Origin of the sequence: Petroclostridium xylanilyticum (genome assembly GCF_002252565.1) — a bacterium.
GTDB lineage: Bacteria > Bacillota > Clostridia > SK-Y3 > SK-Y3 > Petroclostridium > Petroclostridium xylanilyticum.
This window is the reverse complement of record NZ_NPML01000027.1, coordinates 108,299-133,895: the sequence shown is the minus strand read 5'-3', so window position 1 is coordinate 133,895 and position 25,597 is coordinate 108,299. Positions and strand designations below refer to the sequence as shown.

The following is a 25,597-nucleotide window of genomic DNA, read 5'->3' as shown; positions in this document are numbered from 1 at the left end:
GATTCAAGGCCTTTCGTCGTCATGGAATCCACCGGGCACTATCACAAAATCCTTTTCCATTCACTTTGTAAAGCTGGATTTGAGGTTTCAGTAACAAACCCCATCCAGACTGATTCTATCAAAAATATTGGAATTAGAAAAGTGAAAAATGATAAAGTGGATGCCCGGAAAATTGCATTGCTCTACAGATTTCAGGAGCTTAAAACTACTAATATCCTCGATGAGGATATTGAATGCTTAAGGAGCCTTTGCCGCCAGTACTACAAGCTCTCTGACGAGCTTACTGCCTACAAAAACAGGTTTACGGGTATTGTTGACCAACTCATGCTAAACTTTAAGGATGTATTCCCCAACATCTTTTCAAAGGCTGCTCTTGCAGTCCTGGAGGAGTATCCTACGCCTGCCCATATTCTTAAGGCTGACAGGAACAAGCTGATTTCAATGATTCAGGAAAAGTCCCACAAAAGCCTTAAATGGGCAACTGAAAAGTATGAGCTTTTGGTCTCCAAGGCCAGAGATTTTGAACCTTTGAGCATTCACAATTCCTCAAATATTGCCATGCTCGGTGTGTACATCTCCATGATCAGAACCCTGGAGGAAAACCTGGAGAAAGTCCTTAAAGCCATCCATAAGCTGATTGATGAGGACCTGGCAAAGGACATGCCTGTACTTGCATTGACGCTTGAACTCTTGCAGAGCATTCCCGGCATAGGCCTTCTGTCTGCTGCCACCATTCTTGCGGAGATTGGCGACTTTTCGGCCTTTAAAAAGCCGGGCAAGCTGGTTGCTTATTTCGGCATTGACCCCTCTGTCATGCAGTCCGGAGAGTTTACCGGTACACGTAACAAGATGTCTAAGAGGGGTTCAAGGCTGCTTCGCAGGGTGCTTTTTACAATTGCTCTTGCCAATATCCGTACCAAGAGGGATAAGACAGCTTGCAACCCTGTGTTACTGGAGTTTTATCAACAGAAGTGCCGGAGCAAACCTAAAAAAGTAGCTTTGGGAGCTGTTATGCGTAAGCTTGTTAATTATATTTTTGCTGTTCTGAGGGATAGAAAGCCTTATCAGCTACGTAGCCCCCAAGAGCATGCGAAGAATCTTGCAGCAAAGCATACAGCAGCTTAATAGTACTTGTACTTGATGTTCAGTTTTCAAAGAGCAACTTATTATTTCAGACCAGCTATTTTATGTCTACTTCACTTAGGTGGTCTTGTTGTCATGCCTTTGATTAACGTCAGGAGTCTAAAAAAATTTCTCAAAATTTTTCTTAAAAACTCTTGACTTTAATTAGCTGGTCTTTCAATTTCTTGAACTAAACTTAAAAAAAGTTCAATTTTCGATACAAATTCACTTGACAGTAACTTTTGTATCTGTTATTATCTTATCAGATACAAAAGTTACTGTCAATATAAAAATAAATCTTTTTGTATCTTTTAGTTTTAATATGAATATGCTACACTGTTATTGAGGTGATGTGAATGAATATAGGTGAAAGAATAAAATCATTGAGAAAAGAAAAGGGATTAACACAAAAGGAATTGTCAAAGCTATCATCCATTTCAGAAATCAGTATTAGAAAATATGAAAATGGTGATAGACAGCCAAAGCAAAAAGCAATATTTCATCTTGCAAAGGCTTTGGGGGTAAGTGAAGGTTGGTTGATGGGTTATGATGTACCAATGGAAAGGGAAGAAGAAAATACTTTCCTTGCTGACCAAACAGAAGAATTATCCTGTTTTATTAAATATTTGGAATCAATCAAATACCTTGTTCGTATTGAAAAAACAGTTGGTCATGAAGAAGGTGCTGAATCCTTTAATATTACTTTAAGTAAAGATGGTGTAAGCATTACTTTTTCAGAAGATGAATTTGAAGTTTTTTGCAATACCATTAAAAAATCAATTGCCTTTGAAATCTTCAAAAAATCAGAAAAGGCATAAAAAAAAATAACCCCTGGTGTTGCAGCACCAAGGGAAATTGAAGGATACATTTACCCAAAGGGATAAATGCAATAACCCAAAATAATTATAGCATTTAATCACCTTTGGAACAATTTAAAGAAAGGTGGTTTTTACTTATGCAAGGTGGAGTAAGAAAACGTGGTAACAACTGGTATTACTATTTTGATTTAGGCAAAGTTGATGGTAAAAGAAAAAAGATTGAAAGGAAAGGCGGTAAAACCAAGAAGGAAGCTGAAGCAGCTTTAAGGAAAGCACTTCAGGAATATGAAAATGCTGGTCTGTTATTTGAACCAAGTGAAATTTCTGTTGCTGATTATATGGATTATTGGCTGAAGAACTATGTTGAAATGAACTGTAAATATAATACCATTGATGGTTATAAAAGAATCATTGAGAACCACATTAAACCAGCCCTTGGTTCATATAAATTAAAATCTGTTACCCCTGCTGTACTTCAGCAATTTGTAAATGAAAAATCTACTATGGGTTTTACAAAGCATTACATGGTTAATATCGTTTCTGTTCTTTCAGGTTCATTCAAAGCAGCTGTTTTCCCTTATAAATTCATCAGGGAAAACCCAATGCAATATGTGAAGCTGCCAAAGAATGAAAATATGAAAGCTGAAACTGACAGAAGGGTTATCACCCAGGATGAATTCAAAAGAATCATTGAAAGATTCCCCCAGGGAAGTTCTTTCTATATTCCATTACAAATTGCCTACCATACTGGAACAAGGGTTGGTGAATGTTGTGCTTTGACTTGGGATGATATTGACTTGGAAAACAAGGTTGTTGATATAAACAGAATCTTGCTTAAAAAAGGAAAGCAATGGTATTTTGGAACAACCAAAACCACTTCATCTGTTCGTAAAATACCTATTGGTGATACATTGGTTGACATTTTAAAGAAGCATAAGAAATGGCAAGCTGAAAACCGCTTGAAGTGTGGTCAATTCTATAATTTTTATTATGTTGATAAGAATGACAGAATTTATTCTGTTGACGGAACAAAGGATTATAAAACTACTGATACCCAAGTTCATTTTATCTGCACTAATGAAAGCGGCGGTTTGGTAACACCTGAAAGCATTAAATATTGCAGCAGGGTAATAAATTATGAATTGATGATTCAATTCAACTTCCATGCTTTGCGGCATACTCATGCCACCCTGCTAATTGAAAATGGTGCAAACATGAAGGATGTTCAGAAAAGGCTTGGTCATTCCAGGCTTGCAACTACAATGGACACCTACACGCACGCAACAGAAAAAATGTCAAAGAATACGGTTGATATATTCGAAAAAATTTGCCACCCACAATAAAATTAGGGTGGAAAGAGGGTGGAAAAACCACCCTCTTTTTATTTTATAAATCCTTGAAACCCTTGTCATTCCTCACTATTTTACAAACACATTCTGTATGCCCTGATGGTATGGAAAAGATAAATTCTCGTAAACGTCAAAAGACAAAATATAACCTATTCGCCATGCACCTTATAACTTTATATAATATTTGGTTTGGAATCCGAAACTGCAGCCATCAACTCTTCTGCCTTTAAAGGCGACAAACATTCCATCAAGATGTTGTCCCTGCTTTTTTCCAAATACAAAACATCCAAAGGTCCTGCTTGAAGCAGCATAAAACCAGACCTGTACAGATTGTTTCCATATACCTGGCCGACAACTACTTCAATAATATTTTCAAATACAAGGAAATTCCCAGAAAAAAGCAGAGCTTCTCCGACAGGCCGGTAAACATCGTTATCTTGTTGCACCAATCCTTTATTAATCAGGCTGGTTAAAGTTTGCTCCACTTGTTCCATGGTATATTTTGGAACTCCTGAATTGAGTAAAATGACATGAAAAGCTAAACTTTGCGAGTTTTCTCTTACATTATTGGCTCCTTCCCAAAGGTCTTTGAGGGAAAACCCGGTATAGACAAAAACCTCTTCTTGGGCATAGGCTGAAAATACCGCTTTCCTGTAAAGATCAGCGATAACTGCAAAGCATAATGCCTCTCCAGCCGTTAATTCAATATCCAGATCCGAACCGGACAAAGAACTTCTACCCATATACTCGCCAATAAATTTAACCATAGCTTTAGGATTGGGAGGTATTGTAAAAACAGCTTCGTCCCCTTGGTACACAGCCGAGACTTTTTGTTCCCCCCTGCAAATAATCTGCTTTCTTGCCCGAACAGGACCTCTCCTGAAGGTTATGTCAATAAAGCCGTCAGCATAAGCTAATATCTCCATCATTGGATAATATTGGGCTTCAATGGTATTGTCCGCTTTGATAATTTCAAGTTCTTGTAATCTCTGTTTATCTTCCGCTGTAAACTCTGACAGCTTGCTTTCACCCAACGGAGATATAAAACTCTTGTTTGCAAAAGCCTGGCCCAGCCAGCTTAAATCTTTTAATTGCAATTTAAGTTCTAAAGACATATTAACCCTCCTGCATTTCAATTTTCCAGTCGCCAAAGACAAAACCTTCGCCCTTTGGCAAGTTTTTTACCTGGTTTATGGTGTTATTCTTGATGGAATCCTTAATGCTGTCCTTGAAAAACTCTTTAATAGTCGGATTTCCGCCTGCTATACCCTTAAATATCTCCTTGGGAGAATACTCACCAAAATCTATATCCCGGCTTGTATTAGGCAGGAATTTGTTTACAGTTCTATCAACCCCTGCATCAATACTGGCTTTTATAAAACCGTCCTTAAAGCCCTTGCTTAAATCCTCGCCTTTTTGATATGAAGTAATGAATCCTTGGCTTATTTCAGAGACAAAACCGATTCCATCTTTAATATTTTGGTTCTCGGTAAACTCTTTAGCCAGGTCTCCCGCTCCTTTTACAGCACCTTTGACAATATGGCTCGTGGCATTTTCCGGATCCGCCCAGGCTTCCCCCAAGCCGCCGGCCACTCCTTTTGTCGCTACATATGCTTTTTTTATGGCTTTCCCTGTCGGACCGGTCACTTTTTCCAAAGCGTCTACACCGACATCCGCCGCGGTCTGGATCATTTCTGCGGCTTTCAGGTATTTGCCGGCGGTGTTGGCGTATTTCAGATATTCCCGGCTTTCCTCTCTCCAGGCTTCTATGTTCCTTTCGATTATAGCTTTTTTCTGCCTGTCTATCTTCTCTTTCTTCAAATCTTCGAGTATCTTGTTATACTTCTCATCGACCTTTTGAATCAGCTCGGCCACCGATTCGCTCGGCCCGATATCTTCCCTTTCTTTTGCTTTGTAATTATACTCTACACCTTCCTTTTTCAGGGTATTGTCCAGGTCCTTTTCCCAGCTCTTGTACATTTCCAGTTGCCTTTGGGCTTCGGCAATGTCATACCCGGCTCTTCCGTAACCTCTTATGGACGCTTCGATAAATTCAATCTGCTCCCTGACGTTTTTCAGGTCTTCTTTTCTTTGCTCAATCCACTCTGCCTTGTACTCCTCCTCCGCTTCCTTAACCATTTTCTCCACCTGTTTTTCAAATTCAATGCTTTCCGCTTCCGCTTTTTTGTTCTTCAAATATTCGATATATTCCTTGTATTCTTTCTCCGCCTGTACATAATCATCGCCCTCGTAAGTTCCTTTTACTTCCTGCCATTCTTTTTCATACTCGGCGATTTCCCGGTCCAGCTTAGCTAATTTTTTTTCATAATCTACGTCCGACCTGACAAAGCTTTCAGGATCAAAATCACGGTCAGGGCCCCCGGAATCTCTCCCACCGCTGTCTTCAGGCATCCCGGCTGCGGCCTCCGAAGCAGCCATTGCTGAGCTGATCCCCAGGGCAGATATTACCGCTGTCACAAAACCGGTTACTGATGCCGCACCAAAGCTGGTACTGCTGGAATTAGTAACAAAATCGCTCCTTATTTTCATTTGGGCTTTTCACCTCCTATATTTTTTCGTACACAATACAATCTCGTTTTTGATGGGACATCCCCCCAGGCAATGGGCTTTTTTCTCGCAATCAGGACAGCTCATCTTCAAAATGCTCCGGAAACTTTCAAAAGATTTGCTCTCCCATACTTCTTCTATAGAATATTCTTTCAGGCTCTGCCCCCACCGGTATTCCTGATCGAAGCTGCAGGGCGTCATAATCATATTTGGACTGATATAGGTGCTGTACCTGGCTCCCTCACAGGTATCAATCGAGTTTAAGTGAATATTAGGGCTGAAATTTATAACCCCGGGAACGCAGCAGCTGTCAAAACCTACCTTGTTTATATATTCCTCCCGGTTAAACAAGCCGAATAGCTCCTTCACCTTGGGATCAAACGGGCTGAGGATATTGTCTTTCCTTCCCATTCCCACAGGTTTATGCAGCAAAAATATAATCCGGTTGATTCCTTGAGGAAATTTGTCGCCGCGCAGCAGATCAAGCGCTTCGTCTATGGTGTTGTTGCCCAGGACATAGTGGATGTTAGTTTTGATGCCATATGACAACAACAGTTCTATCGCCTTCAAGGTGTAAGGGGAACGATACCAGCTGACAGCCACCGCCCCGCAATATTCTTTCATCAGCGCCGCATGGTTTTTGGCAAGGCCGAATCCTGATGTTGTCAGGTTCGGCACAATATCATTCTCCCGGGTGTAGCTTAAGATTTTCTCAAAAGATTCGTGCAGTTCGGGGTCTCCCCTGCCCCCCAAAGCAACCTGAAACAGCCTTCCCCTGCATTGGTCTATTATCCATTTATAATCCTTCCAACTCATATTGGGCTCGCTTTTGCCAAGGCCATTTTGGTAGCACTGGACTCCCGCTTGCAGACACAAACCTTTCTCCCCGTGCAAACAGTGCCCCATAATGCCTATATCCAGCAAGTGAGGAAAAGACGCCCGGAAGGGGTCAACCCCAGTATCCCTGCCTTCCCGGTCGATTATCCCCGTCCTGCAGTAAAAGCCGGAATCCAGGTCAAAGCTACAGGCAAAGCGAAATTTTGGATCGGTTATGGTTTTCAGCTTAATTTTTCATCATCTCTCTTTCTTCCAAGCAATATCAGCAGCATTCCTGCTGTGAACAGGACGGATCCGAGAAGATAACCGCCATAGTCAAGCTTTACTATCCCGAAAATACTGTTTGCCAGCAGTCCCAGGGTGAAACCGGAAACAGCAATAAAGGCCTGGCTGTCCGTCAATATTCCGCTCCTTTTCATAAAACCCGCCAAATCTTTATAAAACAGCTTCAGGGCAGTAAACAGTATGCCCTGCTTCCCTTTGGAGAGGGCATTGATGAGAGTAATGGCAATTACATAAGTTACCAGGGCCTTGTCCAAACGGTTGTTCCGCGTCAGAAAATTGGCCGCAATAAAGCCCAATCCTCCGGAAACCAGGAGAATGTAGCCGCTCAGCCTCCCCAGGCTCCTTCTGGCTTCCAGCAAGCCGCTGGGGAGAGCCCCAAAATCCGCCAATACTTTCCAAAAACCCTCAGTTCTCATCCGTCTGAACAGCGTCTTGCCGGCAGTAAAAATCACCACCCAAAAAATCGTCCTGGGAATTATAGAGTTGTAGGAAGCAGTGATAAAAACGAAGAAAAAGAGCAAAATTTTGGCCGCACCCTGGACGGAATAGGTAGGAATGCTTTCCAGGATAATATTAATTATGGTTACTGCCGCCAGAGGCAAAAGGACGGACTTGACAATTCTGGGCAAATTTCTTATGCCTTTCCCCACGAGAAACAATACCAGCTCCCAGGAATGTTCAAAAGAAATTGCCCCGCCGGCGGTCCGTGTTTTCCCTTTGGGCGGTTCCACCCTCCGGGCCTCGGGTTGAAACGTTGGGATTCTCGGCAATCCCACTTCCGGATTTGAATGTAACAATTTTCATCCCTCCTTATATCTTTACAGCTTCCGATACTGATTTGGGCTGACCCATTATGCAGTCGCTGATTTTATCCGTAGCCCTCCAGGTTACAGTGAATTTGTCAACCACGGGGTAACGGTAATCGCTTGGATCAAAGCTGCCGCCGTCCAGCTCCACCATCAAAGTGTCCGTCTTTCCGGTGGCTATGTTTTCTACATCATACATTGCTACAATTTTCAACGTTCCGGGAACCCATTGGGGTACCTTTCTAACTCTGAATTTATAATCTGGGTGCTCAACTGAAACGCCTTTAACCAGCCCTATGTATGTGGTGCTGCATTTGATGTTCCAGACCGCATTCTGGAAAGCACCCGACTTTTCTTTGAAACTGGCTCCATAGTTTCTCTTGCCCTTCAGATTACCTGGAAAATACCGGGTTCTAAATACACGCGCAATTTCCTGCTTTCTCTCCTCGGGTATGTTAGTTCTGCAGTATACATCAAAATCGGCATAACGCTCAAATATTTTATGCTGGGTCAGATAGGTAACGCCAAACCAATCAAAAGTCTGGGGTTCTGCATTATGCGTATCATTGAACACTTCATAAAAGGCCATGATGGCATTCTCGGCGGCCGAAGCAGCGTCCTCCATGCCCCGCTCCATGTCTGCCAGTGCCTTGACCACATCAGTGAGATGTTGGATGAAGTAAGAGTGTCTTTCTGAGTTTTCACTGCTTCCGGTATCGCCATGCTGGTGTTCAATGGCATGGCACAGTTCATGGTGCAGGGATTGGATTTGCTTGAATTCTCCAATTTTATGGGGCATAGAGGCATCCTGCAGATATATATAGTTGGGACGAGATACATCCATCTTCCCGTCCTCGTAATGGTTTTCTTTTGATTTTGGGGTATAGGGACAGGTGCTGGCGGAATAGACCCGGTTCTCAATAAAGTCCAGCGCCCCGTGGTAAATGCTCACATCGCCTATTTTGATATAATCATGGACAAAGGTACCCTTGCCATAGTTGATAAACCACTCGATCATGGCCTTGTAATCATTCTGGGGCTTCAGCCTGCCTTTTAGGATTAATTCCTCAAACTCCGCATCCTCCATGGAGACAGTTATAATGATTTCTATTTCCGGAGCCTGGGCCACCGCGCATTTCTCCGGGAAAAGCATATAAAGCGCCGGCTTCTTTTCATGGTCTATCTTCACCGGACTGGGCCCCGTCTCCAGCTTGGCGGCAATCTCCGCTTCCTCCACCGCTCTTACCGCTTCTGCCGCAGGCAGATTTTTGGATTTGGTGTCGGCGGTAAATTCCAGTTTCAGTTTTTCTGCCGCGGCGGTATCGGGTTCCAGCCTCTTCGCGGCATTATTCCAGCGCATCACAGCCAGGGGCAATCGGTATGCCTTTTCTTCCCGCTTTTCTTTTTCACTATCGGCAAAGCATTCCAGGATTATTTCATCCGGAGTGGTGTTGTTCTTCACCTGGTCAAAGGCTGTCCCTATTCCCTCATAGCACAGGTGCAGCTCAAATTTTTCTTTGGCCGTTTCCTTATCATTTTTGGCTGTGATTTCACACGCATAGCGGTGAATAAACCGCTGGAAACTCATTTTTCCGGCCTTTTCCGTCGGCCTGGCTACAATTACATCCTTGCCGAGCTTGTTTTTGCCAAGCTCCAGCTCGAAAAGGCCGACGGCCTTATTGTATTGAAGCGAAACTTCCGGCTTCATGAGAAAATCCACCAGCTCGTATTCCAGCTCAAAGCTCTCCGCAGACGCGGCCAGGATGGGAAATATGCTTGAAGCCAGCTTGATCTTGCTTTCCCCGATAATCTTGAATTCTACATTGTTTTGAAACACTCCGCCCTCGCCGGCAAAGCGGAAACTGACCTTGGCTGTCTGCGGCGACGGATGCATGGCTTTGAGCGAAGTCTGCACGGCAGTCCCGGTAAAAGACGGAATCCCCACCTGCAGCACATTGTCCGGGGAGAAAATCTCTATTTTTTGAGTTAGGTCAGGTCTTTCTATCTCCGCTCCCTGGGCATTGATTTCCACCATGCGGGCCTGGATAAACACCGCATCCGCTCCGGTTCTGATGCTGTCGCCAAAATCCTTATATATGACCATCTTATAGCTGCCGCCGCCTTCATCATCCTCGGGCCCATCACCACTGCTCCCCCCGGACGCTCCCGCAGCTCCGCCGGACCCACCGGCTGCTGCCGCACCGACTGCTGCCGCAGCAGCGCCGGCCACCCCAAGCACAATGGCCGCAGGCAGCGCCTGTTCAGTTTCTCCTGCAGTAGTACTGGCCTGGGTATCTATTTCCAGGATGCCCAGACCGCCTTTTTTGACCTGGACGCCTTCCACTCTGAATAACACTACGCCCAAATTCCCGGCGCCGCTGTTCTTTGGTAAAAACATACCAATATTGAGGACTCCCTCGTCCTGTCCTCCCCATCCCCCAGCGTTGCCTGTTTTGTTGGATGTTTCGTCCCTTATCAGTTTGCCATCCGTATAGCTTTTCAGATGGGTATTATGGTCTAGTTCAAATAGTATCCTTGGATCCTCATTCTGGGCATAACGAAAGGTAATATCGGATACAATTTCTACAGTCACCTTAGTACTCCCCTCAGTCTTTTCACCTTTTACCGCAAAACTGAATTTAGCATCCTTGCCTTTCTCTAGGACAAGGGTCCCAACATTGATAGGCATTTCGATATCATACCATCTCACTTTGAAGGGCCGTAAAGCAATCACTTCCGGCGGGTTGCGGTAAAACAGGCCAAAAAGTTCGTCATCGCCCTTTTTTAGACCGTAAGCTTCATAAATGTCCTGCAGTTCCTCCCCAAGAACAACTGGAGATAAGTTCAACACAAACAATAAGGCCAGAGCGGCAGCCGCCAAAATCTTTTTCATCATCCCGCCTACACCTCCTTTGCTCTGCCGGACACAAGTTTCAGGGCAGCAGCGGCAATAATTAAAACAAGGCCCGCCAAATAGCCGATTCTGCTAATTCCGGTTAGAGAAAGCGGTATGCCCAGGGCAAACCCTGCGGCCCAACCGGCCATAAACCGGGTAATAGCTGAAGTATCAGGCATTCGCCCTTTGCCGGGCTTAATAAAGAGGGAAAAGAGAAACCTCCTTAAAAACCCGGCCTTACTTGCTAAAGCCCTTAAAGCCAGAAAACAAGCTGCAATACCTGCCATACTGTTTTGCAATGAGTTATCGACCGTCAGGAAATTGTAGCAGACGAGAGCTATCCCAGCTCCCCCAAACAACGGCGGGAGAGTTGATTTGTCCTTTACGGCCAAAGAACCGATTAGTCTTTTAAAGCCGCTCCCTATACCATCTAAAGGCTTTTCTCTATTAAAAACGGGAAGCAGTAAGACTGTAAAAAAATAAGCCAGAAAACCTTTGCCTATAAGACCTCCGACCAGACCAGGCACCCCACCCCCGGCGCCTCCCTGAGCAAACGTAAGAAAGTTCAGCCAGTTTAAAGCTGAAGAATTAACTCCCAGGGCCGGTAAAATCAAAAGAACCAGCCAAACGCAAGAAATCACCCCAACCAAAGCCAGTCGTTTTTTTTCTCTGAATACGGTTCTCGTGCCCTTGATAATTCCCCACACGCCGCTCAACAGGCATTTAAACGGCCCTAGCTCCGCTCCTGGAATCAGGCCGCCCATGCCAGACAGGGGCTGGATAAAAGCCATTTCACCTGGCATTGCCGCTGCCGCGCTGTTGCTGCCCACCAACCGGTCGACCACCCATCCTGATTTCTTTGGTGCTGCAGCCGGGGCTTTTGATGTACCTGAATTCATTCCCTCTTGTTCCAAATCCGCCTTGCAGGAAGCGCAAAAGCTTTCTCCTGCTTCCAGTAAGGCGCCGCATTGGATGCAATACTTTTTTTGCATACTTTAACCCCCTTCTCTTCAACAGCAATTATTTGCTTGGGCTTTCTCTCCGTTTTTTATTGACGACAATAATAATGAATATCCCGCAGCTTTTACATAAATTGCATTTCCGATAAAAGTTGAAGTGCCGGATACTTCCCTTCCGTCCGGGAGAGTGAAAACATATCCGATAGAATATGTTTACCTTCCCCTTACCGCTTCATTCCGCTCCCCTCCCTGGCATCTTATGCTTGTGATGAGGGCCGTGTCCCGTTCTCCGATTAAACCAAGCAAAGGCGCGCCGGTATTATACAAAAGTAAGATCACTCCCAGCAGGGAAAGCAGGATGCGGGCAAAAGGACTGCGCTTCATAGGAAAACCTCCTTTTTCCCAGACAAAACAAACAATCTTTCCTGTTTGCCGCTTTATATTTGTCTGGTCTTTTCTCTAACCGCCCGCTCTATCTGCAAATAGCTCTCCTCCGGACAGAACAAAGCAACATTTTCCCCAAATCCGCCCCGCAGCAGGATCGTGCGGTTTTGAAGATTGTATTCTACTTTTTTGATGCGGTTCCACCTGATAAAGACCTCCTTTCTGGACTGGGCCAGTATGCCGGCGCCCGCCGCGGCTGGTTTGCCTGACAGCAAGCCTAAAACAACTGTCAGCAGATTAATAACACGGTTCTTTTTCATCTGTCCGGTCTGGGTACGGCAAAGAACTCCTTGTTTGTCAAGCCTGAACTCAACTTCGTATTTCCCCTGATAGACAATAATAATAAAAAGCCAGGTTAAAAATAACAAAATGCCAATCATAACCAAACCATATAAAGCCCCCTGACTTTTTGAAGACATAATTACGAAGAACATACTCAAGAGGCCAAAGGGAAGCCCTATCGCCAAAGCCAGTTGCTTTAAAATAACAGTATTTTTAAAGATAGGCATACTTGCACGCCATTGGATTAGTAATTGCTTATTCTTTTCTCCATCCATTTCTTTACCTTCTTTTTTTATCGAGGTTAAATATAAGCGCCTATTTTAAAAGGGGGCATTTGCAACGGTAGCATATATCATCATTGATATCGCAAAGAGTAGCGCAAGCGTTGCAAAATATGATGCTGTCATTCGATTTGTCGTATTTTTCATACGAATTCAGCCCACCATGATGTCGAACCCTGTCTCCAATTCTGTAATAGTTATAAACTGTATCGTCATCTTCGGTTCTTATTGTGTGAATTTTACCATTCTCGTCACGGATAAAGACAGCATACAAAATATATTCTTCCCAGACGTAATCTTCATGCCTTCCGCCGTCTTCATCTATATAAGAGGTAACAGGGCGTTTTCGCCTTTTCTTTTCCGCCTTCTTGTCAACCACTTCACCGTCCCACGTTTTGCTTCCTTTTCTGCCGATAATTTGAAATATCGCAATAGCAATAAACATACCGCCTATCCCAAGGCCTATAAATAAGGCTTGCGGATTATCCATCTCCGTACTTATCTCCCCATAGATGAAAAAACCGACAATAGCTGTCGCCGCAATTATTAATGCGAAGATAAAAGACCATTTGTTTGTGTTTTTTATATATTTTTTAAATTCCGGGGCATTGATTTTTTCTGAATAACCAACTCCTATACTTTTAACCGGCAATTAACCCACTCTCCTTTCGATTCAGATTATACACACTTTGCTGCCGAAAGTTTCGGATAAAGCTTTAAATATTTCGCTGACATCTGCCGTCTTTGCCAATACTCCGCTGTAAATTCCCAACTCTGTTTCCATTTCCAATTCATAAACGCCAACATTTTTCTTTATTATGGTAATTGATTTTATTTGACGATCCGCAAACTTTAATTTTTTATTGCCTTCTTCTTGGGAACTTAGTATTATTCCTTTCTTGTCAACAGTCAATAAATATTCCTGCATTTGGAAAATGCCTGTTTTCATCCCCACTCTCCATACCACCTTCATCACCTCTATTAAATTATACCTTTTTGCAGTTGTTTGTTGTATAACACAACACTTTTTGGCATTGCCATTTTTGGCATATTTTCTGCCAAAATCATTGATTGACAATTCATAATAATCTATACTGTTTATGAGGTGATTTAAAAATGCATTTTAATGAAAAACTTGATTTTTTACTGAAATTGACTAATACAACCAATAGCCGGTTAGCTCATATAGCAAGACTTGACAATTCGTTTATCAGCCGTTTAAGGAGCGGAGCCAGGCTCCCTGCAAGAAAAGAAAACTATATTGGTTTGTTTGCTAAATATTTTGCTAGAAACATTACTGAAGATTACCAGTTGGCTGCTATCATCCAAGCCGCCCGAATCAAAAAATCGACACTGCCTGCCACTGAAAGCGGGCTTGCTGAATTTCTTTATGACTGGCTGCATGACAACGAAAAAGAATGGGCTGAAAGAAATAAATCGAAAAACTCTCATTCCAGGTTGTCATTTGCATCAGATAATAACTATTCCGAAAATCAGCCCATTATAAAAAAACTTGACGAAGGCTTAAATATCAATACTAATGTATTCTTTGGCAATCAAGGCAAACGGGATGCTGTCAGAAAATTTCTTCACCTTGTTCTTTCCAAAAAAAATCCCTCTTTCCTGTTTTTACACAGCGAAGAGGATATGATATGGCTTACGGAAAACCGGGAATTTGCCGCAGAATGGATGCAGCTTATGGATCAGGTTATTGCCAAAGGCAATAAAATTAAAATCATTCATACGGTTAGCCGCTCCCTTGATGAAATGCTTTCTGCCATCATCCAATGGCTGCCATTATATATGAGCAGTGCTATTGAATCTTATTTTTATCCGAAACATAGGGACGGCTTATTTAAGCGTACCCTGTTTTTGTCGCCTGATTGCGCTGCTGTCTTTTCGAATTCGTTTGGTGATGGCAGCGAAAATGCCATTACCTACCTGTCCACTGAAAAAGCAATACTCTTGCCTCTCCAAGATGAATTTTGCCGTTATCTTGACCTCTGCCGGCCTCTTATACATGCTTTCACCCCGGATAAACAGAAAATTTTCCTTAAAGCCCTGTCGGAATTTGAAAATCAACATTGCAACAGCATCCTTAAATCTAACGGATTTTCAAGCATCACTATGCCTCCGGATTTGGTATCGAAGATTTTAGCTAAGACTCCCCATTATAACGATAATACTATTACCCTTTATATAAAAAGAAGGATAGAAGTCTTCAAAAGAAACCTTGAAACAAATAAATTTACTGAAATAATATATCTTCCAGAATTAGACAATGTTTTTGCCGGAAAAACCCCCATACCGTTAATGTTTTATACCGGTGAGCTTTTTTACTCTTCCCAAGAATACCTGCTGCACCTTCAAAACATAATAAATCTCATGGAAACTTATAATAACTATAATGTGTTTATTCAAGATAAAAAAACAACGGAACATTTAATGATTTATGTTAAAGAAGAAACAGGAGTAATTGTTGCTAAATATGAATTCCCTCAGGTATTCTTCGGCTTAAATGAAAGCAATATGACATCTGCTTTTTGGAGTTACATGGAAAACATTACTAATACTTTATCAAAAGAAAAACAGGATAAAAAACATGTTTTAAGACAGCTAAAAAATTACGAGAGTGCTTTGATTAACCACCTGTGATGCTTGTTAAGATCATTTTTTCATCAACCTGAAAGCGGAAGATCTAACCTTCTAATTTATGCCACATTTCACCAGCATAGAAGTGTAACATGTTGAAATTCGGAAAGCAGTAGGAAATTAATCAGCAAAAGACCCTGTTTTTATTTTAAATGACCATTTCAGGAGTTGGTGTGAACATAGCGTATCTATGATAAGTCGATTAAACTATACACATACCTAAAGGTTTACTACCACTTTCTTTCGAAATTCACCAAACGAATCCCCAGTGCTTTATTGGGAGCATCCATTTTTATTTATGCAATGTTACGGCAAAGTACTAAAGAAGTCCTTAATAATATCATAGCTCTTTTTCAACCTTGCACTATATTGAGGATAATCCCAACCTTTCCAAAGATAAGGTCCAGCGGTGCTGAGCATATCGACAACATTTAACTTGCCCCAGGGGATGCGGAAGTCTCCCCTTGCCCTTTCATAGGCATCCAACCCGATAAAAATTCTTTTCCTGCTAAAATCCGGCAGCCTGTTTAACTCCACATCTATGTACATGAAGGTGGAATCATGGAACAAGGAAATTTGCCAGATCACTCCACTGCGCTTTTGAATATATTCTTCACCATGATTTTTGAGAGATTCCATCGCATATAATCCATAATTTTGTTGCCCCTGCTCTTATTAGATAAGACCTCCGTGGTAATAGCCATCCGGGCTGAAGTGCACGTTCTCCATGCCAGTTGCCAAGCCAAATTCAACAACCGGAGCCGGATACTTTGCATGATTTTCAATAAACTCCTTAGAATTTCCGCTAAACGCTGCTTGATTTCCAAATCCTTTTCTTCGTCAACCAGAAGATAAGAATTAAAGTTAAGCTGCTATTCTCTGCTCCTTACCCAGTAGATATTGTCGGCAATTTCAACAACTCTTGCGTTACACATTGTCTCACTATACTCCCTTTGGATTAAAATCACTCGTATTGTAAAAGTAAATCCCAGGTTACCCCAGGGTCATAATTCCAGCAGCTATACACATTCATCCTTAAAACGCACACAATTCCTGCCGGCAGCTTTGGCTTCGTACATCATGTTGTCTGCCTTATTCACCAATGAATCAACATTGTCCCCCGGACAGTAGCCGGCAACTCCGAAACTGGCAGTGACCCTGCCCGCACCCGGCATATCCATTTGGCTTAGACTTTCCCGCAGTTCTTCCGCTAAACGGGCCGCATTTTTAACCGTTGTATCCGGCAGGAGTATGACAAATTCCTCCCCGCCCCAGCGGGCAAATATGTCTATCTTGCGGTTCCTGTTCTTAACTAATTCTGCCATGCTTTTAAGAACCTCGTCACCGGCATTATGGCCAAAGCTGTCGTTAATTCTCTTAAAGCGGTCTATATCCAGCATGATCAGGGAAAACTTGTTGCCTGCCCGTTTGGCGCGCTCTATTTCTTCTTCCAGTTTTTGAGTAAAATAGCGGCGGTTGTAAATTTTGGTCAGAGGGTCAGTTATTGTCAAAAAATACACCTGTTCCTCTGCCTTTTTTCGCTCACCAATATCCCTAACAATTCCAATAGTATATAAACTCTTTTTTCGCTTTACGGCTGTAAGGGTAAGTTCCACATCCAGGATTTTCCCTGCTTTATTTTTTGCTTTAAGTTCTACATTCTTTCCAATATAAATGCCTTCCCCGGTTGATTGGAAATGAATAAAACTATTTTTATAAGCCCTATAGCTTTGTTCATCCAATACTACCAGCCTGTGCAAGTCTTTGCCCAGAATTTCTTCCTGCAAATAACCGAAAAGATTTTCCGCTGCCGGGTTCCAAAATGCTACTGTTCCTTTTTCGTCTAACATAATGATGGCTTCTCCTGCTGATTGGGTAACCGCACTCAAAAGAGCTTCTCTTTCCCGCAAGTCTTCTTCTAATTTCCTCCGCTCTGTCAAATCATTAACCAGAGCCATACAGACTTTTTTCCCCCTGTACGAATAAAGCTGCAGGTTTACTTCGACCGGATAAGACGAACCATCCTTGCGGCGGTGTATGGTATTGTAGAATAACCTCTCTTTTTCTCTTTTTAGCAGGGGCTCAATGAGCTTCCTAAAAATTTGCGCCTCTATTTCCGGCTTTATATCAAGGGGGGTCATATTTGCAAGCTCTGCCATGGTATATCCCAGATTTTCTCTGGCGCCGCGATTTACCATGATAAATTCTAAAGTTTCCGGATCGAAAATATAGATTTCATTCATGGAATGTTCCACAATCTGCTGGTACAGACCGGTACGCATACTTTCTCCATGAAGTTTCAGTGCCATATCAATTACAGTAATTAGAATATGTTCACCGGCATTTTTCGCCACAAAACCATACTTTGCAACAGAACGGATTTTCCCAATAATTTTTTCCTCAGTATGAGCGAAAAGAAAAACTACTGGAAGGTCACAGTACTGCTGGATTTCAGCCGCCGTTTCCGCTCCATCCATTCCTTTTCCAAGCTCTATGTCCATCAGGATAAGGTCATAACACAGCCCCTGGCAACTTTTTATCTTCCCCAGGGCTTCTTCGCCGTTTCGGACAATCTCCGTGTTATAACCATTTCTTTTTAACATGTTGGAAACTATAGCTGCGCTTGTTTCGTTGTCGTCTACAATCAGAATTCTTTTTTGGGATTCCATCTTCCAAAAAAACACCTCCAAAAACAGTCAATCCAATACCTGCTCTTTTATCTATTTTTATACATCGTCACATACCGCCCTTGCAAATACTTCTCAAAGTCAGCAACTTGCATAGGCTTTGCCCAAAAGTATCCCTGGCCGTATTCACAATTTATATTCTTTAAGAAGTTTACCTGTTCCTCTGTCTCAACCCCTTCTACAATAACAGTTAGCCCTAATTCTTTAGCCATTGATATTACTGTTCTAATTATTTTCTCATCCCTGCTTTTCCTTATATTGTTTATAAAAATTTTATCGATTTTTATTTTATCTACCTCCAGGTTTAAAAGCATAGCCAAGGAGGAATAACCCGTACCGAAATCGTCCATGGCTATTTTTATCCCCAGTCCTTTTATTTTTCGCAGGTTTTCAGCGATTACCTCCATATTGCCCGTCGAAACGCTCTCAGTAATTTCAAATTCTAAGTTTTTACCTTCTATGCCGTAAGAAGCAATAATATTTTCAACCTCTCGGGTAAAGTTTCTGTTTTCCAGCTGTTTTAACGAAATATTAATGGCAATGGGAATGGGATTAAATTCTTTTTTTCGGAAACTTTGAATAAAACGGCACACCTCTTTCAGAACGTATGTACCGATCTCGTGGATCAAGCCCGTTTCTTCTGCTAAGGGAATAAACTTATCCGGCGGTACAAGACCAAAAACTTCATTTTCCCATCTTACAAGCGCTTCTGCAGTTGACTGCCTGTTTTCAATAATATTAACAATAGGCTGCAAATTAAGGATTAATTCCTCTTTTTCCAGTGCCTTTTTCAAATGGTTTTCGAGTAAAAAACGTTCATGAATTTCTTTTTCCATTTCTGCCTCAAAAAACCTTATATTATACTTCCCATCTCTGGTTTCTTTTGCCTTATACATGGCAATATCAGCATTTTTCAACAAAGTGCCAGCATCTTCTCCATCGGCAGGGTAACAGGCGATACCTATGCTGGCTGACAAATAGAACTCATGATTATCGATGACATAAGCAGTCTTTAAGTTCTGTAGTAATCGATGCCCCATGGTGTACAGTTCATCTTTTGAACAAGTAGAAGAAACGATTATGGCAAATTCGTCACCACCGTACCGGGCAAGCAAACAGTTTTCAGGGGCTGCTTCTTTTAGCCGTCTCGCAGCCTCTTCGATAACTCTGTCACCTGTCTGATGACCCAATGTATCATTTATTTCTTTAAAATTGTCAACGTCGATAAAAAGCAGGGCAAACCTGCTTTTTGTCCTGTATGAAGCTTGGATAAGCCTGTCCAGCTGCTCCATAAAATATTTCTTATTGTATAAGCCTGTTAAAAAATCCCTAATGACAAGATTTTTCATCTTTTCAAATATTTTTACCGTCTTGTTTTTTAGCTTTTCTTCGCGTTCTATATCCTTTACAGTGGCAAAGATTAAGCCTTTTTCTACAAACAATTCTACTTCTGCCAAAAATTTTCTTCCGCACTTCCTCTGATGCACCCAACGAAAACGGTAGTAACCCGATTCTTTGGCCTGATTAATCATTTCCCTGCCTTTGACGACCGAGCTTGTCCCATCAGGCTGACTGGCGGGCGACAAAGAGTATGGCGTCAAGCCCAGCAGTTCCTCTTTTTTCTCATAGCCGAAGACTTTTACTGCTTTCTGGTTGCAAAGGATAATCCTTTCCCCTTCTATAACATAAAAAGGGAGGGGAAAATATTCTATTACCTCACTGGCAGTTATATCCGCAATCTTGTCGTCTTTGCTTTGCACTTATCCATTCCCCCTTCCCATTTTTTAGAGATTTTTAAGCAGCAGAACCGGAGGTTCTACTGCTTTGACATCACACCTTGAACCTGTTTACAGTATTCATTAAGCCTTCAGCAATGGAAGCCAGGTTTTGAGCTGTAGAAGCCACTTCTTCCGAAGAAGCCGTCAATTCTTCCGAGGAAGCCGCAACCTCTTCTGTGGCAGCGGAATTTTCTTCTGTGACGGCACTGACCTGTTCCACCCTGGTCATAACCTGATCCTTGGATTTGACTATTTCATCCATGGCGCTGTAGGTTTTCTTCATGAGCGGGGCAATATTTTCAACGGAAAGGATGATGTCGCCAAAAGATTGCACCGTCTGCTCTACGGACTGGGCCTGGCTTTTGATGAAGCCCTCCACATCTTCCGAGGTTTTGATGACCTCATCGGTATCTTTATTGATGGATGCCACCAGGTTGGTAATTTCGCTGGCTGATTTTCGCGATTCTTCTGCCAGCTTTCTCACTTCTTCTGCAACCACAGCAAAGCCTCTGCCGTGTTCACCAGCCCTCGCCGCTTCAATGGCTGCGTTCAGGGCGAGAAGGTTCGTCTGTTCCGCTATCCCGGTAATGATCTCCGTTATCCCGCTGATTTGCTTGACGGAGCCCGTCAGATTTTTCACCTTGCTTACAACCACCTCAAAGGAGTTCCTGATTTCATTGATGGATTTAATGAGCTTGTCCATTTCCTCCTTGCCTTTGTTTGCCCTTTCGGCTGTGGTATCCGTCTCATCCTTCACATTTTGCAGTTCTTTGTAGACATTCTCGATATTCCTTGTCAACTCCGACAAGGAAGCAACAATCTCTTGAATGTCCTGGACCTGGGAAGTTGCCCCTTGTGCCACCTGCTGCATGGTGCTGACCAGTTCCTGGGTAGCAGAGGTCATCTCTTCAGAAACAGCCGCCAAGCTTTGGGAATGCCCGGTGACATTCTCGGAATTTTCCCTTACTTCCTTTAAGGCTCTTTTCAGATTATCAACAACTATAGCTAAGGAGCTGTTCATCCGGGCAAATTCGTTCTTGCCGTTTTTTTTTCCAGTCTCACAGTAAAATCATATTCAGACAATTTGGCAAGGACATCATTGATCTGCGCCATGGAACCTCTGATGAGCCTGGAGAGGATGAGTACGCAAGCAATAAATACTGCCGTGAGGACCACAAATAACAAGATAAAGATTTTCTTAGCACTTTCGTAACCGCTGTTTGCCTTATTAACTACTCCTTTAGCTGTTTCGGCATTCAAGGCCGCCAATTCATCAATGTTTTTCTGGATATCAGCCGCATATGCGCGCATTTGATTGATTTGCACCTCCGATACAGCATTGCCGGTTTTTAAAGCTTCTAACAGCTGTCCTGCATCTTTTATATAGGATTTATAGCCGCTTTCTATATTTTGCAGCAGCCTTCGCTCCTCCTCATTTAAAGCAAAACCCTTATATTCTTCTATTTTTTTATTCAAACTTTCCTGTTTGTCTGCCACTGCATGGGCAACTTCTTCATTATACTGTCCGGCATAAAGCATTTGCGTCATATTAAGCCGCATGATATATAGCTCTGTTTCTAATTGTTTCAGGGCAAGAGATACAAGCATTCTATCCTTATACAGGCTGTTCATATCGTTGCTTAATACTTTCATGTTATTCAGAGCAGTAAAAGAAATTCCCCCAACAGCAAAAACAGTAAAAATCATCAAAACAAAAATAAAAGTAGTAATTTTGACATTTTTCAGGATATTACTGCTCTTTTCGCCTTTACTATGATTTTCGCTTTTCATTTTACTTTCCTCCCTGTAGTTATATATTGTCTTTAGAGCTTATGATTTTAGGCACTCATTTCTTTCAGCTTATCTTTTTCGTCCTCTGAAAGCACAGCATATAGTTCCAAAACTCTTTTACTTTTCTCCCTCCTCGAGTTTAAACCTTAATCAAATCATCTACGCACACAAAAAGCCCCTGTGCACCAGTTGCAAAGAGGCTCCAATGCAGCCGGCTGCCATAGAATTATGCTGCTCCATAGGCCCTTGGCTTTGCGTCCCTGCCTTTCGACAAGTTTGCCTTTGATATATTTATGTACACCATGTTGTGGCTATGGCCGTATTCAATCTTATGGTAATATTATACTTTTTTTCAACGAGTTTCTTTGTTTTTCTTGATATTTCTCGTTAATTTTACATCATATGACTTTTTTATAATATCTCCCTTGCCTCAACCCCCGCCTTCAATACAAACACCACCTCCACCAGCGACTTTACCCGTATCTACTCCACCAATGCCGCAAATAAATCCTCGTTAAACTCCTTCAGCAAATCCTGGCCCCGAAGCATTTTTCCAATCTCTCGAACCCTTGAAAGGTTTTCCTTTCTCATAATCTTTACCTATGCAAAGTCTTTTTTTTGCAGTTTGGCGGTTGTCTCTTCTCGGTAATGCTATTTTTTAGCAAGCTCCTGCTCCATCTCCAAACCCGACTTGAATTTTATGAGAATCTTGTCCTTTGAAACGACCTTAATGCTTTGTATAAGCTGCCTGACAAGCTGGTTGTCAAATCCAGATAATTTGCAGTCTGCGGTGTTCAGAAACTTCTTCATATCCTCGATTCTTCGCTGGAAGCTGTCTTGCCTGGCTTGCTGCTCGGTATACTGTGTTTTTATCTCCTGAAGCTCTTTCAGCTCGGCAGAGATTTTGGCATAGTGCTCGTCAAAGTCTGTATTATCTGCTCCACATCTTGCATTTTCCTCTACGAAGCCTATCATCTCTTTTTTTAATTCCGCGATCCTTTCCTCAATTTTTGCTATGTCCATCCGTTTCGCCCGGTTGCTCATTACCAGCTGAATATTAGACTGGAGAGTGTCCACAAAATCTTCTTTGTCCTGTATGAGCGAATTGAAAGCATCCATAATGGCCCTATGTAAAACTTCTTCGTCGATGGTCGGGGACTTTTGGCAGTGTTTTTTCCCGTACTCCAGCCTGTTTAAGCACCGCCACACAATCCTTTTCTCGCTGTAGGCAGTCCAGGAAACCCGTCTGTAAGGCTTGCCGCACTCCCCGCATGTCAACAATTCGGTGAGAGCATATATTGAGCTGTATTTCCCGCTGTCGGTTTTGGCTCTTTTTTCTGCTGTCTTTTTAATGTTAGCCCGGCGTGCTTTTTCTTCCTGTATCCGGTGAAACAAGTCTTTGGAAATTATGGCCGGATGGCTGTCCTCCACATAATATTGTGGGACAATTCCATTGTTTTTAACTCTTTTCTTTGTGAGGTAGTCTACGGTGTAGCTTTTTTGCAGCAAGGCATCTCCCATATACTTCTCGTTGGAGAGCATGTTGTTGATGGTAGTAGTAGACCATTGGTTCTTTCCGGTAACGGTTTTAATGCCGTTTTCCTCTAGGTACTTTTTGATTTGGGTAATGCTTAGACCCTCTAAATACAGCCTGAAAATCAGCCTTACTATTTCTGCTTCCTCCGGCACTATCACCAATTCACCGGCCTCATTCTTTGTATAACCTAAAAACTTATTATGATTGACCATAACCTGTCCTTTTTCGAACCGGCGGACCACGCCCCACCTTGTGTTGGTGCTTAAGGATCGGCTTTCTTCCTGGGCGAGGCTTCCGAGGATGGTGATGAGAAATTCTCCGGTACTGTCCAGGGTGTTGACATTTTCTTTTTCGAAGAACACGCCGATGTTTTTTTCTTTCAGTTTCCGTATGTATTGAATGCAGTCAAGGGTGTTTCGTGCAAAACGGCTGATGGATTTTGTCAGCACCAGGTCAATCTTGCCTGCCATGCAGTCTTCAATCAATTTATTGAATCCTGTCCTGTTTTTTGTGCTGGTACCGGATATGCCATAGGCTAAGGGCACAAAATCCCTCGCCACCGAACCGTACGTACACCTCTCGACGTATACGGCTCTCCGTTAATAATTACCATATCATTTTAAAATTCAAATTAACTATGTATTGCCTTATGGCAATCCTCGCATACCACTAATGTTTTTCTATTTTTGATTTTCATTATCTGCTCCCAAAGCTTATTGCCTTCTAGTCCCTTTACACTTGAAACATGGTGAACCTCATAATTAGACTTTCCCCTGCTACCGCAAAGCTCGCAAACTCCTGCTTGCAGTCTTGCTCTAATAGTAGCATTGGTATTTACAGAATAAATGTGTCTAACAATATTATCATCACAGAACCCTTTGCAATCTTGAAGTTTTACAATTCTCTTTTCTCGTGTTTTACCTTTTTCTGTTTTATATTTTATTGCCCAACCTTTGCCGCTTTTATATTTGTCAATTACTTTACTTATTGAAGAATTATGCTTTCCTGCTAAAGTTGCAAGGCAGCTATATTCCATCAAGTATTGAAAATAATTAAGTTTATTATAATTGTTGGCTAGGTGGTAATAATTGAGTATTCCACGAATTTCAGCATTGTATCTTTCCAAGATTTCTTGGTCTGGGAGATATAGCCATCCTTTTCTGTGTATCGGGTGAAACTTTTTAGCTTTGCTCTGTCTAATGATACCTTTATCAAACATAAACTTTTCTATCTTCTCTAAAGGAACTAATAATTCTACAGTGCCATTCAGCTGACGTTTCTTGTGTCCTAATGAATTAGTTGATATTTGTTGATTACGTCTAACTGAAATGTCATATCCTAAGAACCTAACTTTTTCACTACTGTGAGTAATCAAAGTCTTTTCATCACTTAAGGTAAGCTTTAATTCATCATTTAGAAATTCTCTTAATTGTTCTTTAATTTTAATGCAATCTTCTTTATTTCCTCTTACTGCTATTAAAAAGTCATCAGCATATCTTACAAAAGCTATATTTTTATCCGTTTGTGATTTATAGGGTAATTTCAAAAGTTTCTTACTATATTCATTAATTCTTGAAATCAGAACCGGTTTTTCTTCATCAGTAGCATTTTTAAGTTTCTGCTGTAACCAATATCTTTTCCCTCTAATCTCGTCGTATGTTGGATTTACACACCTTGTTGCCGGCTTATCGAAGTTTTGTTTAATCTCCATGATTTTATTATCCAATTCATTCAGATAAATATTGGCAAGTATTGGGGATAAAATCCCTCCTTGAGGTGTTCCAGAATATGTTTGGTTATATCTGAAATCCTCTATATATCCTGCCTTTAGAAAACTACGAATAATGTTTATAAACTTACTGTCTTTAATTTTTCTTTGTAATATTTCAATAAGCTTATCATGGTCAATATTATCAAAACAGCCTTTTATATCTCCTTCTATAAACCATCTTGCACCTTTGAAATATGGAAGTGTCTGCTTTAATGCAGTGTGACAACTTCTATTAGGTCTAAATCCATGTGAAAAATCACTAAAAATCGGTTCATAAATAGCTTCTAAAAATCTACGCATAACTTCTTGTAATAGCTTATCTCTAAATGACGGTATTCCTAAAGGTCGCATTTTCCCATTGGATTTCTTGATATATTCTCTGCGTACCGGCTTGGGTTTATAAGTATTATTGCTTAATTCTTCTATTGAACTTTCTACATATTTCTTTCCAAATCCATCAGCAGTATCATTATCAATACCTTCAGTTGATGCTCCTTTATTGGAATATAATTTTTGGTATGCACTGTAATAAATATCTTCCCTTAAAAGATAACGGTATAAGCGAGTATATACTCCATCTTTGTGCTCATTTGAATTTTTATTGATACGCTCCAAAATTTCAGCTGTTGGTTTCATTCAGGATTCTCCTGCCTTTCAACTTTCTAATTTTGAAATTTATTAACTGTTTCCCTTCGCCATGTAATGAGCCTTACTCATCTCGGACTACTATGGAA

21 protein-coding genes and 1 riboswitch are annotated in these 25,597 nt (G+C 41.8%); of the genes, 4 read left to right on the top strand and 17 right to left on the bottom strand.

What is annotated here, in order from left to right:
• The 3 genes from CIB29_RS16445 to CIB29_RS16435 all read left to right on the top strand — a co-directional run.
• On the top strand, positions 1-1,125 hold a 1,125-nt coding region (locus CIB29_RS16445; protein ID WP_094551529.1), incomplete at its 5' end, for an IS110 family RNA-guided transposase.
• Positions 1,126-1,478: 353 nt separating this feature from the next.
• The gene (locus tag CIB29_RS16440) at positions 1,479-1,940 is read left to right on the top strand and encodes a helix-turn-helix domain-containing protein (protein ID WP_094551521.1); all 462 of its coding nucleotides are present in this window, start codon (positions 1,479-1,481) and stop codon (positions 1,938-1,940) included.
• Positions 1,941-2,077: 137 nt separating this feature from the next.
• Positions 2,078-3,283, top strand: a complete 1,206-nt coding sequence (locus tag CIB29_RS16435; protein ID WP_094551519.1) for a site-specific integrase — start codon at positions 2,078-2,080, stop codon at positions 3,281-3,283.
• Positions 3,284-3,462: 179 nt separating this feature from the next.
• Here CIB29_RS16435 and CIB29_RS16430 read toward each other — a convergent pair whose 3' ends face one another.
• The 10 genes from CIB29_RS16430 to CIB29_RS16390 form a co-directional block, all read right to left on the bottom strand.
• The gene (locus CIB29_RS16430; protein ID WP_094551517.1) at positions 3,463-4,404 is read right to left on the bottom strand and encodes a hypothetical protein; all 942 of its coding nucleotides are present in this window, start codon (positions 4,402-4,404) and stop codon (positions 3,463-3,465) included.
• Between the two features lies 1 nt (position 4,405).
• A complete protein-coding gene (locus tag CIB29_RS16425; RefSeq protein WP_094551515.1) occupies positions 4,406-5,839 on the bottom strand; it encodes an AAA family ATPase in 1,434 nt (477 codons plus the stop codon).
• A gap of 9 nt (positions 5,840-5,848) precedes the next feature.
• Positions 5,849-6,673 (bottom strand): radical SAM protein, encoded by an 825-nt coding sequence (locus CIB29_RS16420; protein WP_242965296.1) that lies wholly within the window; start codon positions 6,671-6,673, stop codon positions 5,849-5,851.
• A 242-nt stretch (positions 6,674-6,915) separates the two neighbouring features.
• Positions 6,916-7,776: a hypothetical protein gene (locus CIB29_RS16415; protein WP_094551511.1), complete on the bottom strand. Its 861-nt coding sequence runs from the start codon at positions 7,774-7,776 to the stop codon at positions 6,916-6,918.
• Between the two features lie 13 nt (positions 7,777-7,789).
• Positions 7,790-10,681: a hypothetical protein gene (locus CIB29_RS16410; protein ID WP_094551509.1), complete on the bottom strand. Its 2,892-nt coding sequence runs from the start codon at positions 10,679-10,681 to the stop codon at positions 7,790-7,792.
• Between the two features lie 5 nt (positions 10,682-10,686).
• On the bottom strand, positions 10,687-11,673 hold the full coding sequence (locus CIB29_RS16405; protein ID WP_094551507.1) for a zinc ribbon domain-containing protein: 987 nt from the start codon (positions 11,671-11,673) through the stop codon (positions 10,687-10,689).
• 180 nt (positions 11,674-11,853) lie between these two features.
• Positions 11,854-12,024 carry a hypothetical protein gene (locus CIB29_RS18695; RefSeq protein ID WP_157910341.1) on the bottom strand — a complete coding sequence of 57 codons (171 nt, stop codon included), beginning with the start codon at positions 12,022-12,024 and terminating at the stop codon, positions 11,854-11,856.
• A gap of 53 nt (positions 12,025-12,077) precedes the next feature.
• Positions 12,078-12,641: a hypothetical protein gene (locus CIB29_RS16400; protein WP_094551505.1), complete on the bottom strand. Its 564-nt coding sequence runs from the start codon at positions 12,639-12,641 to the stop codon at positions 12,078-12,080.
• Positions 12,642-12,681: 40 nt separating this feature from the next.
• Positions 12,682-13,299 (bottom strand): hypothetical protein, encoded by a 618-nt coding sequence (locus CIB29_RS16395; RefSeq protein ID WP_094551503.1) that lies wholly within the window; start codon positions 13,297-13,299, stop codon positions 12,682-12,684.
• Between the two features lie 21 nt (positions 13,300-13,320).
• A complete protein-coding gene (locus tag CIB29_RS16390; protein ID WP_198543942.1) occupies positions 13,321-13,725 on the bottom strand; it encodes a hypothetical protein in 405 nt (134 codons plus the stop codon).
• Positions 13,726-13,763: 38 nt separating this feature from the next.
• Between CIB29_RS16390 and CIB29_RS16385 the strand changes: the two genes are divergently transcribed.
• Positions 13,764-15,302, top strand: coding sequence for a hypothetical protein (locus CIB29_RS16385; protein WP_094551499.1), 1,539 nt, complete (start codon positions 13,764-13,766; stop codon positions 15,300-15,302).
• Between the two features lie 303 nt (positions 15,303-15,605).
• Here CIB29_RS16385 and CIB29_RS16380 read toward each other — a convergent pair whose 3' ends face one another.
• The 7 genes from CIB29_RS16380 to ltrA form a co-directional block, all read right to left on the bottom strand.
• Complete coding sequence (locus CIB29_RS16380) at positions 15,606-15,938, bottom strand: hypothetical protein (protein ID WP_094551497.1); 333 nt, start codon at positions 15,936-15,938, stop codon at positions 15,606-15,608.
• A 380-nt stretch (positions 15,939-16,318) separates the two neighbouring features.
• Entirely contained in the window at positions 16,319-17,968 is a 1,650-nt protein-coding gene (locus CIB29_RS16375; protein ID WP_094551495.1) for a GGDEF domain-containing response regulator, read from the bottom strand.
• Between the two features lie 47 nt (positions 17,969-18,015).
• Complete coding sequence (locus tag CIB29_RS16370; RefSeq protein WP_094551493.1) at positions 18,016-19,746, bottom strand: sensor domain-containing protein; 1,731 nt, start codon at positions 19,744-19,746, stop codon at positions 18,016-18,018.
• Between the two features lie 70 nt (positions 19,747-19,816).
• Positions 19,817-20,785 (bottom strand): methyl-accepting chemotaxis protein, encoded by a 969-nt coding sequence (locus tag CIB29_RS19320; RefSeq protein WP_094551491.1) that lies wholly within the window; start codon positions 20,783-20,785, stop codon positions 19,817-19,819.
• Positions 20,782-21,555 carry an MCP four helix bundle domain-containing protein gene (locus tag CIB29_RS19315; RefSeq protein ID WP_094551489.1) on the bottom strand — a complete coding sequence of 258 codons (774 nt, stop codon included), beginning with the start codon at positions 21,553-21,555 and terminating at the stop codon, positions 20,782-20,784. Before CIB29_RS19315 ends, CIB29_RS19320 begins: the two co-directional genes overlap by 4 nt.
• A gap of 203 nt (positions 21,556-21,758) precedes the next feature.
• A riboswitch (cyclic di-GMP riboswitch) is annotated at positions 21,759-21,846 on the bottom strand.
• Positions 21,847-22,206: 360 nt separating this feature from the next.
• Positions 22,207-23,637, bottom strand: coding sequence for a recombinase family protein (locus CIB29_RS16355; RefSeq protein ID WP_198543941.1), 1,431 nt, complete (start codon positions 23,635-23,637; stop codon positions 22,207-22,209).
• An 86-nt stretch (positions 23,638-23,723) separates the two neighbouring features.
• Positions 23,724-25,499 (bottom strand): group II intron reverse transcriptase/maturase, encoded by a 1,776-nt coding sequence (gene ltrA, locus CIB29_RS16350; protein ID WP_094550212.1) that lies wholly within the window; start codon positions 25,497-25,499, stop codon positions 23,724-23,726.
• Between the last annotated feature and the right edge of the window lie 98 nt (positions 25,500-25,597).

Excerpts from the sequence above, each read along its gene's own strand:
- CIB29_RS16410 (WP_094551509.1), bottom strand. The coding sequence starts at position 10,681 with ATGATGAAAAAGATTTTGGCGGCTGCCGCTCTGGCCTTATTGTTTGTG.
- CIB29_RS16385 (WP_094551499.1), top strand. The coding sequence starts at position 13,764 with ATGCATTTTAATGAAAAACTTGATTTTTTACTGAAATTGACTAATACA.
- CIB29_RS16435 (WP_094551519.1), top strand. The coding sequence starts at position 2,078 with ATGCAAGGTGGAGTAAGAAAACGTGGTAACAACTGGTATTACTATTTT.
- CIB29_RS16430 (WP_094551517.1), bottom strand. The coding sequence starts at position 4,404 with ATGTCTTTAGAACTTAAATTGCAATTAAAAGATTTAAGCTGGCTGGGC.
- CIB29_RS19320 (WP_094551491.1), bottom strand. The coding sequence starts at position 20,785 with ATGAACAGCTCCTTAGCTATAGTTGTTGATAATCTGAAAAGAGCCTTA.
- CIB29_RS16400 (WP_094551505.1), bottom strand. The coding sequence starts at position 12,641 with ATGGATGGAGAAAAGAATAAGCAATTACTAATCCAATGGCGTGCAAGT.
- CIB29_RS16425 (WP_094551515.1), bottom strand. The coding sequence starts at position 5,839 with ATGAAAATAAGGAGCGATTTTGTTACTAATTCCAGCAGTACCAGCTTT.
- CIB29_RS18695 (WP_157910341.1), bottom strand. The coding sequence starts at position 12,024 with ATGAAGCGCAGTCCTTTTGCCCGCATCCTGCTTTCCCTGCTGGGAGTG.
- CIB29_RS16440 (WP_094551521.1), top strand. The coding sequence starts at position 1,479 with ATGAATATAGGTGAAAGAATAAAATCATTGAGAAAAGAAAAGGGATTA.
- CIB29_RS19315 (WP_094551489.1), bottom strand. The coding sequence starts at position 21,555 with ATGAAAAGCGAAAATCATAGTAAAGGCGAAAAGAGCAGTAATATCCTG.
- CIB29_RS16380 (WP_094551497.1), bottom strand. The coding sequence starts at position 15,938 with ATGGAATCTCTCAAAAATCATGGTGAAGAATATATTCAAAAGCGCAGT.
- CIB29_RS16375 (WP_094551495.1), bottom strand. The coding sequence starts at position 17,968 with ATGGAATCCCAAAAAAGAATTCTGATTGTAGACGACAACGAAACAAGC.
- ltrA (WP_094550212.1), bottom strand. The coding sequence starts at position 25,499 with ATGAAACCAACAGCTGAAATTTTGGAGCGTATCAATAAAAATTCAAAT.
- CIB29_RS16420 (WP_242965296.1), bottom strand. The coding sequence starts at position 6,673 with ATGAGTTGGAAGGATTATAAATGGATAATAGACCAATGCAGGGGAAGG.
- CIB29_RS16405 (WP_094551507.1), bottom strand. The coding sequence starts at position 11,673 with ATGCAAAAAAAGTATTGCATCCAATGCGGCGCCTTACTGGAAGCAGGA.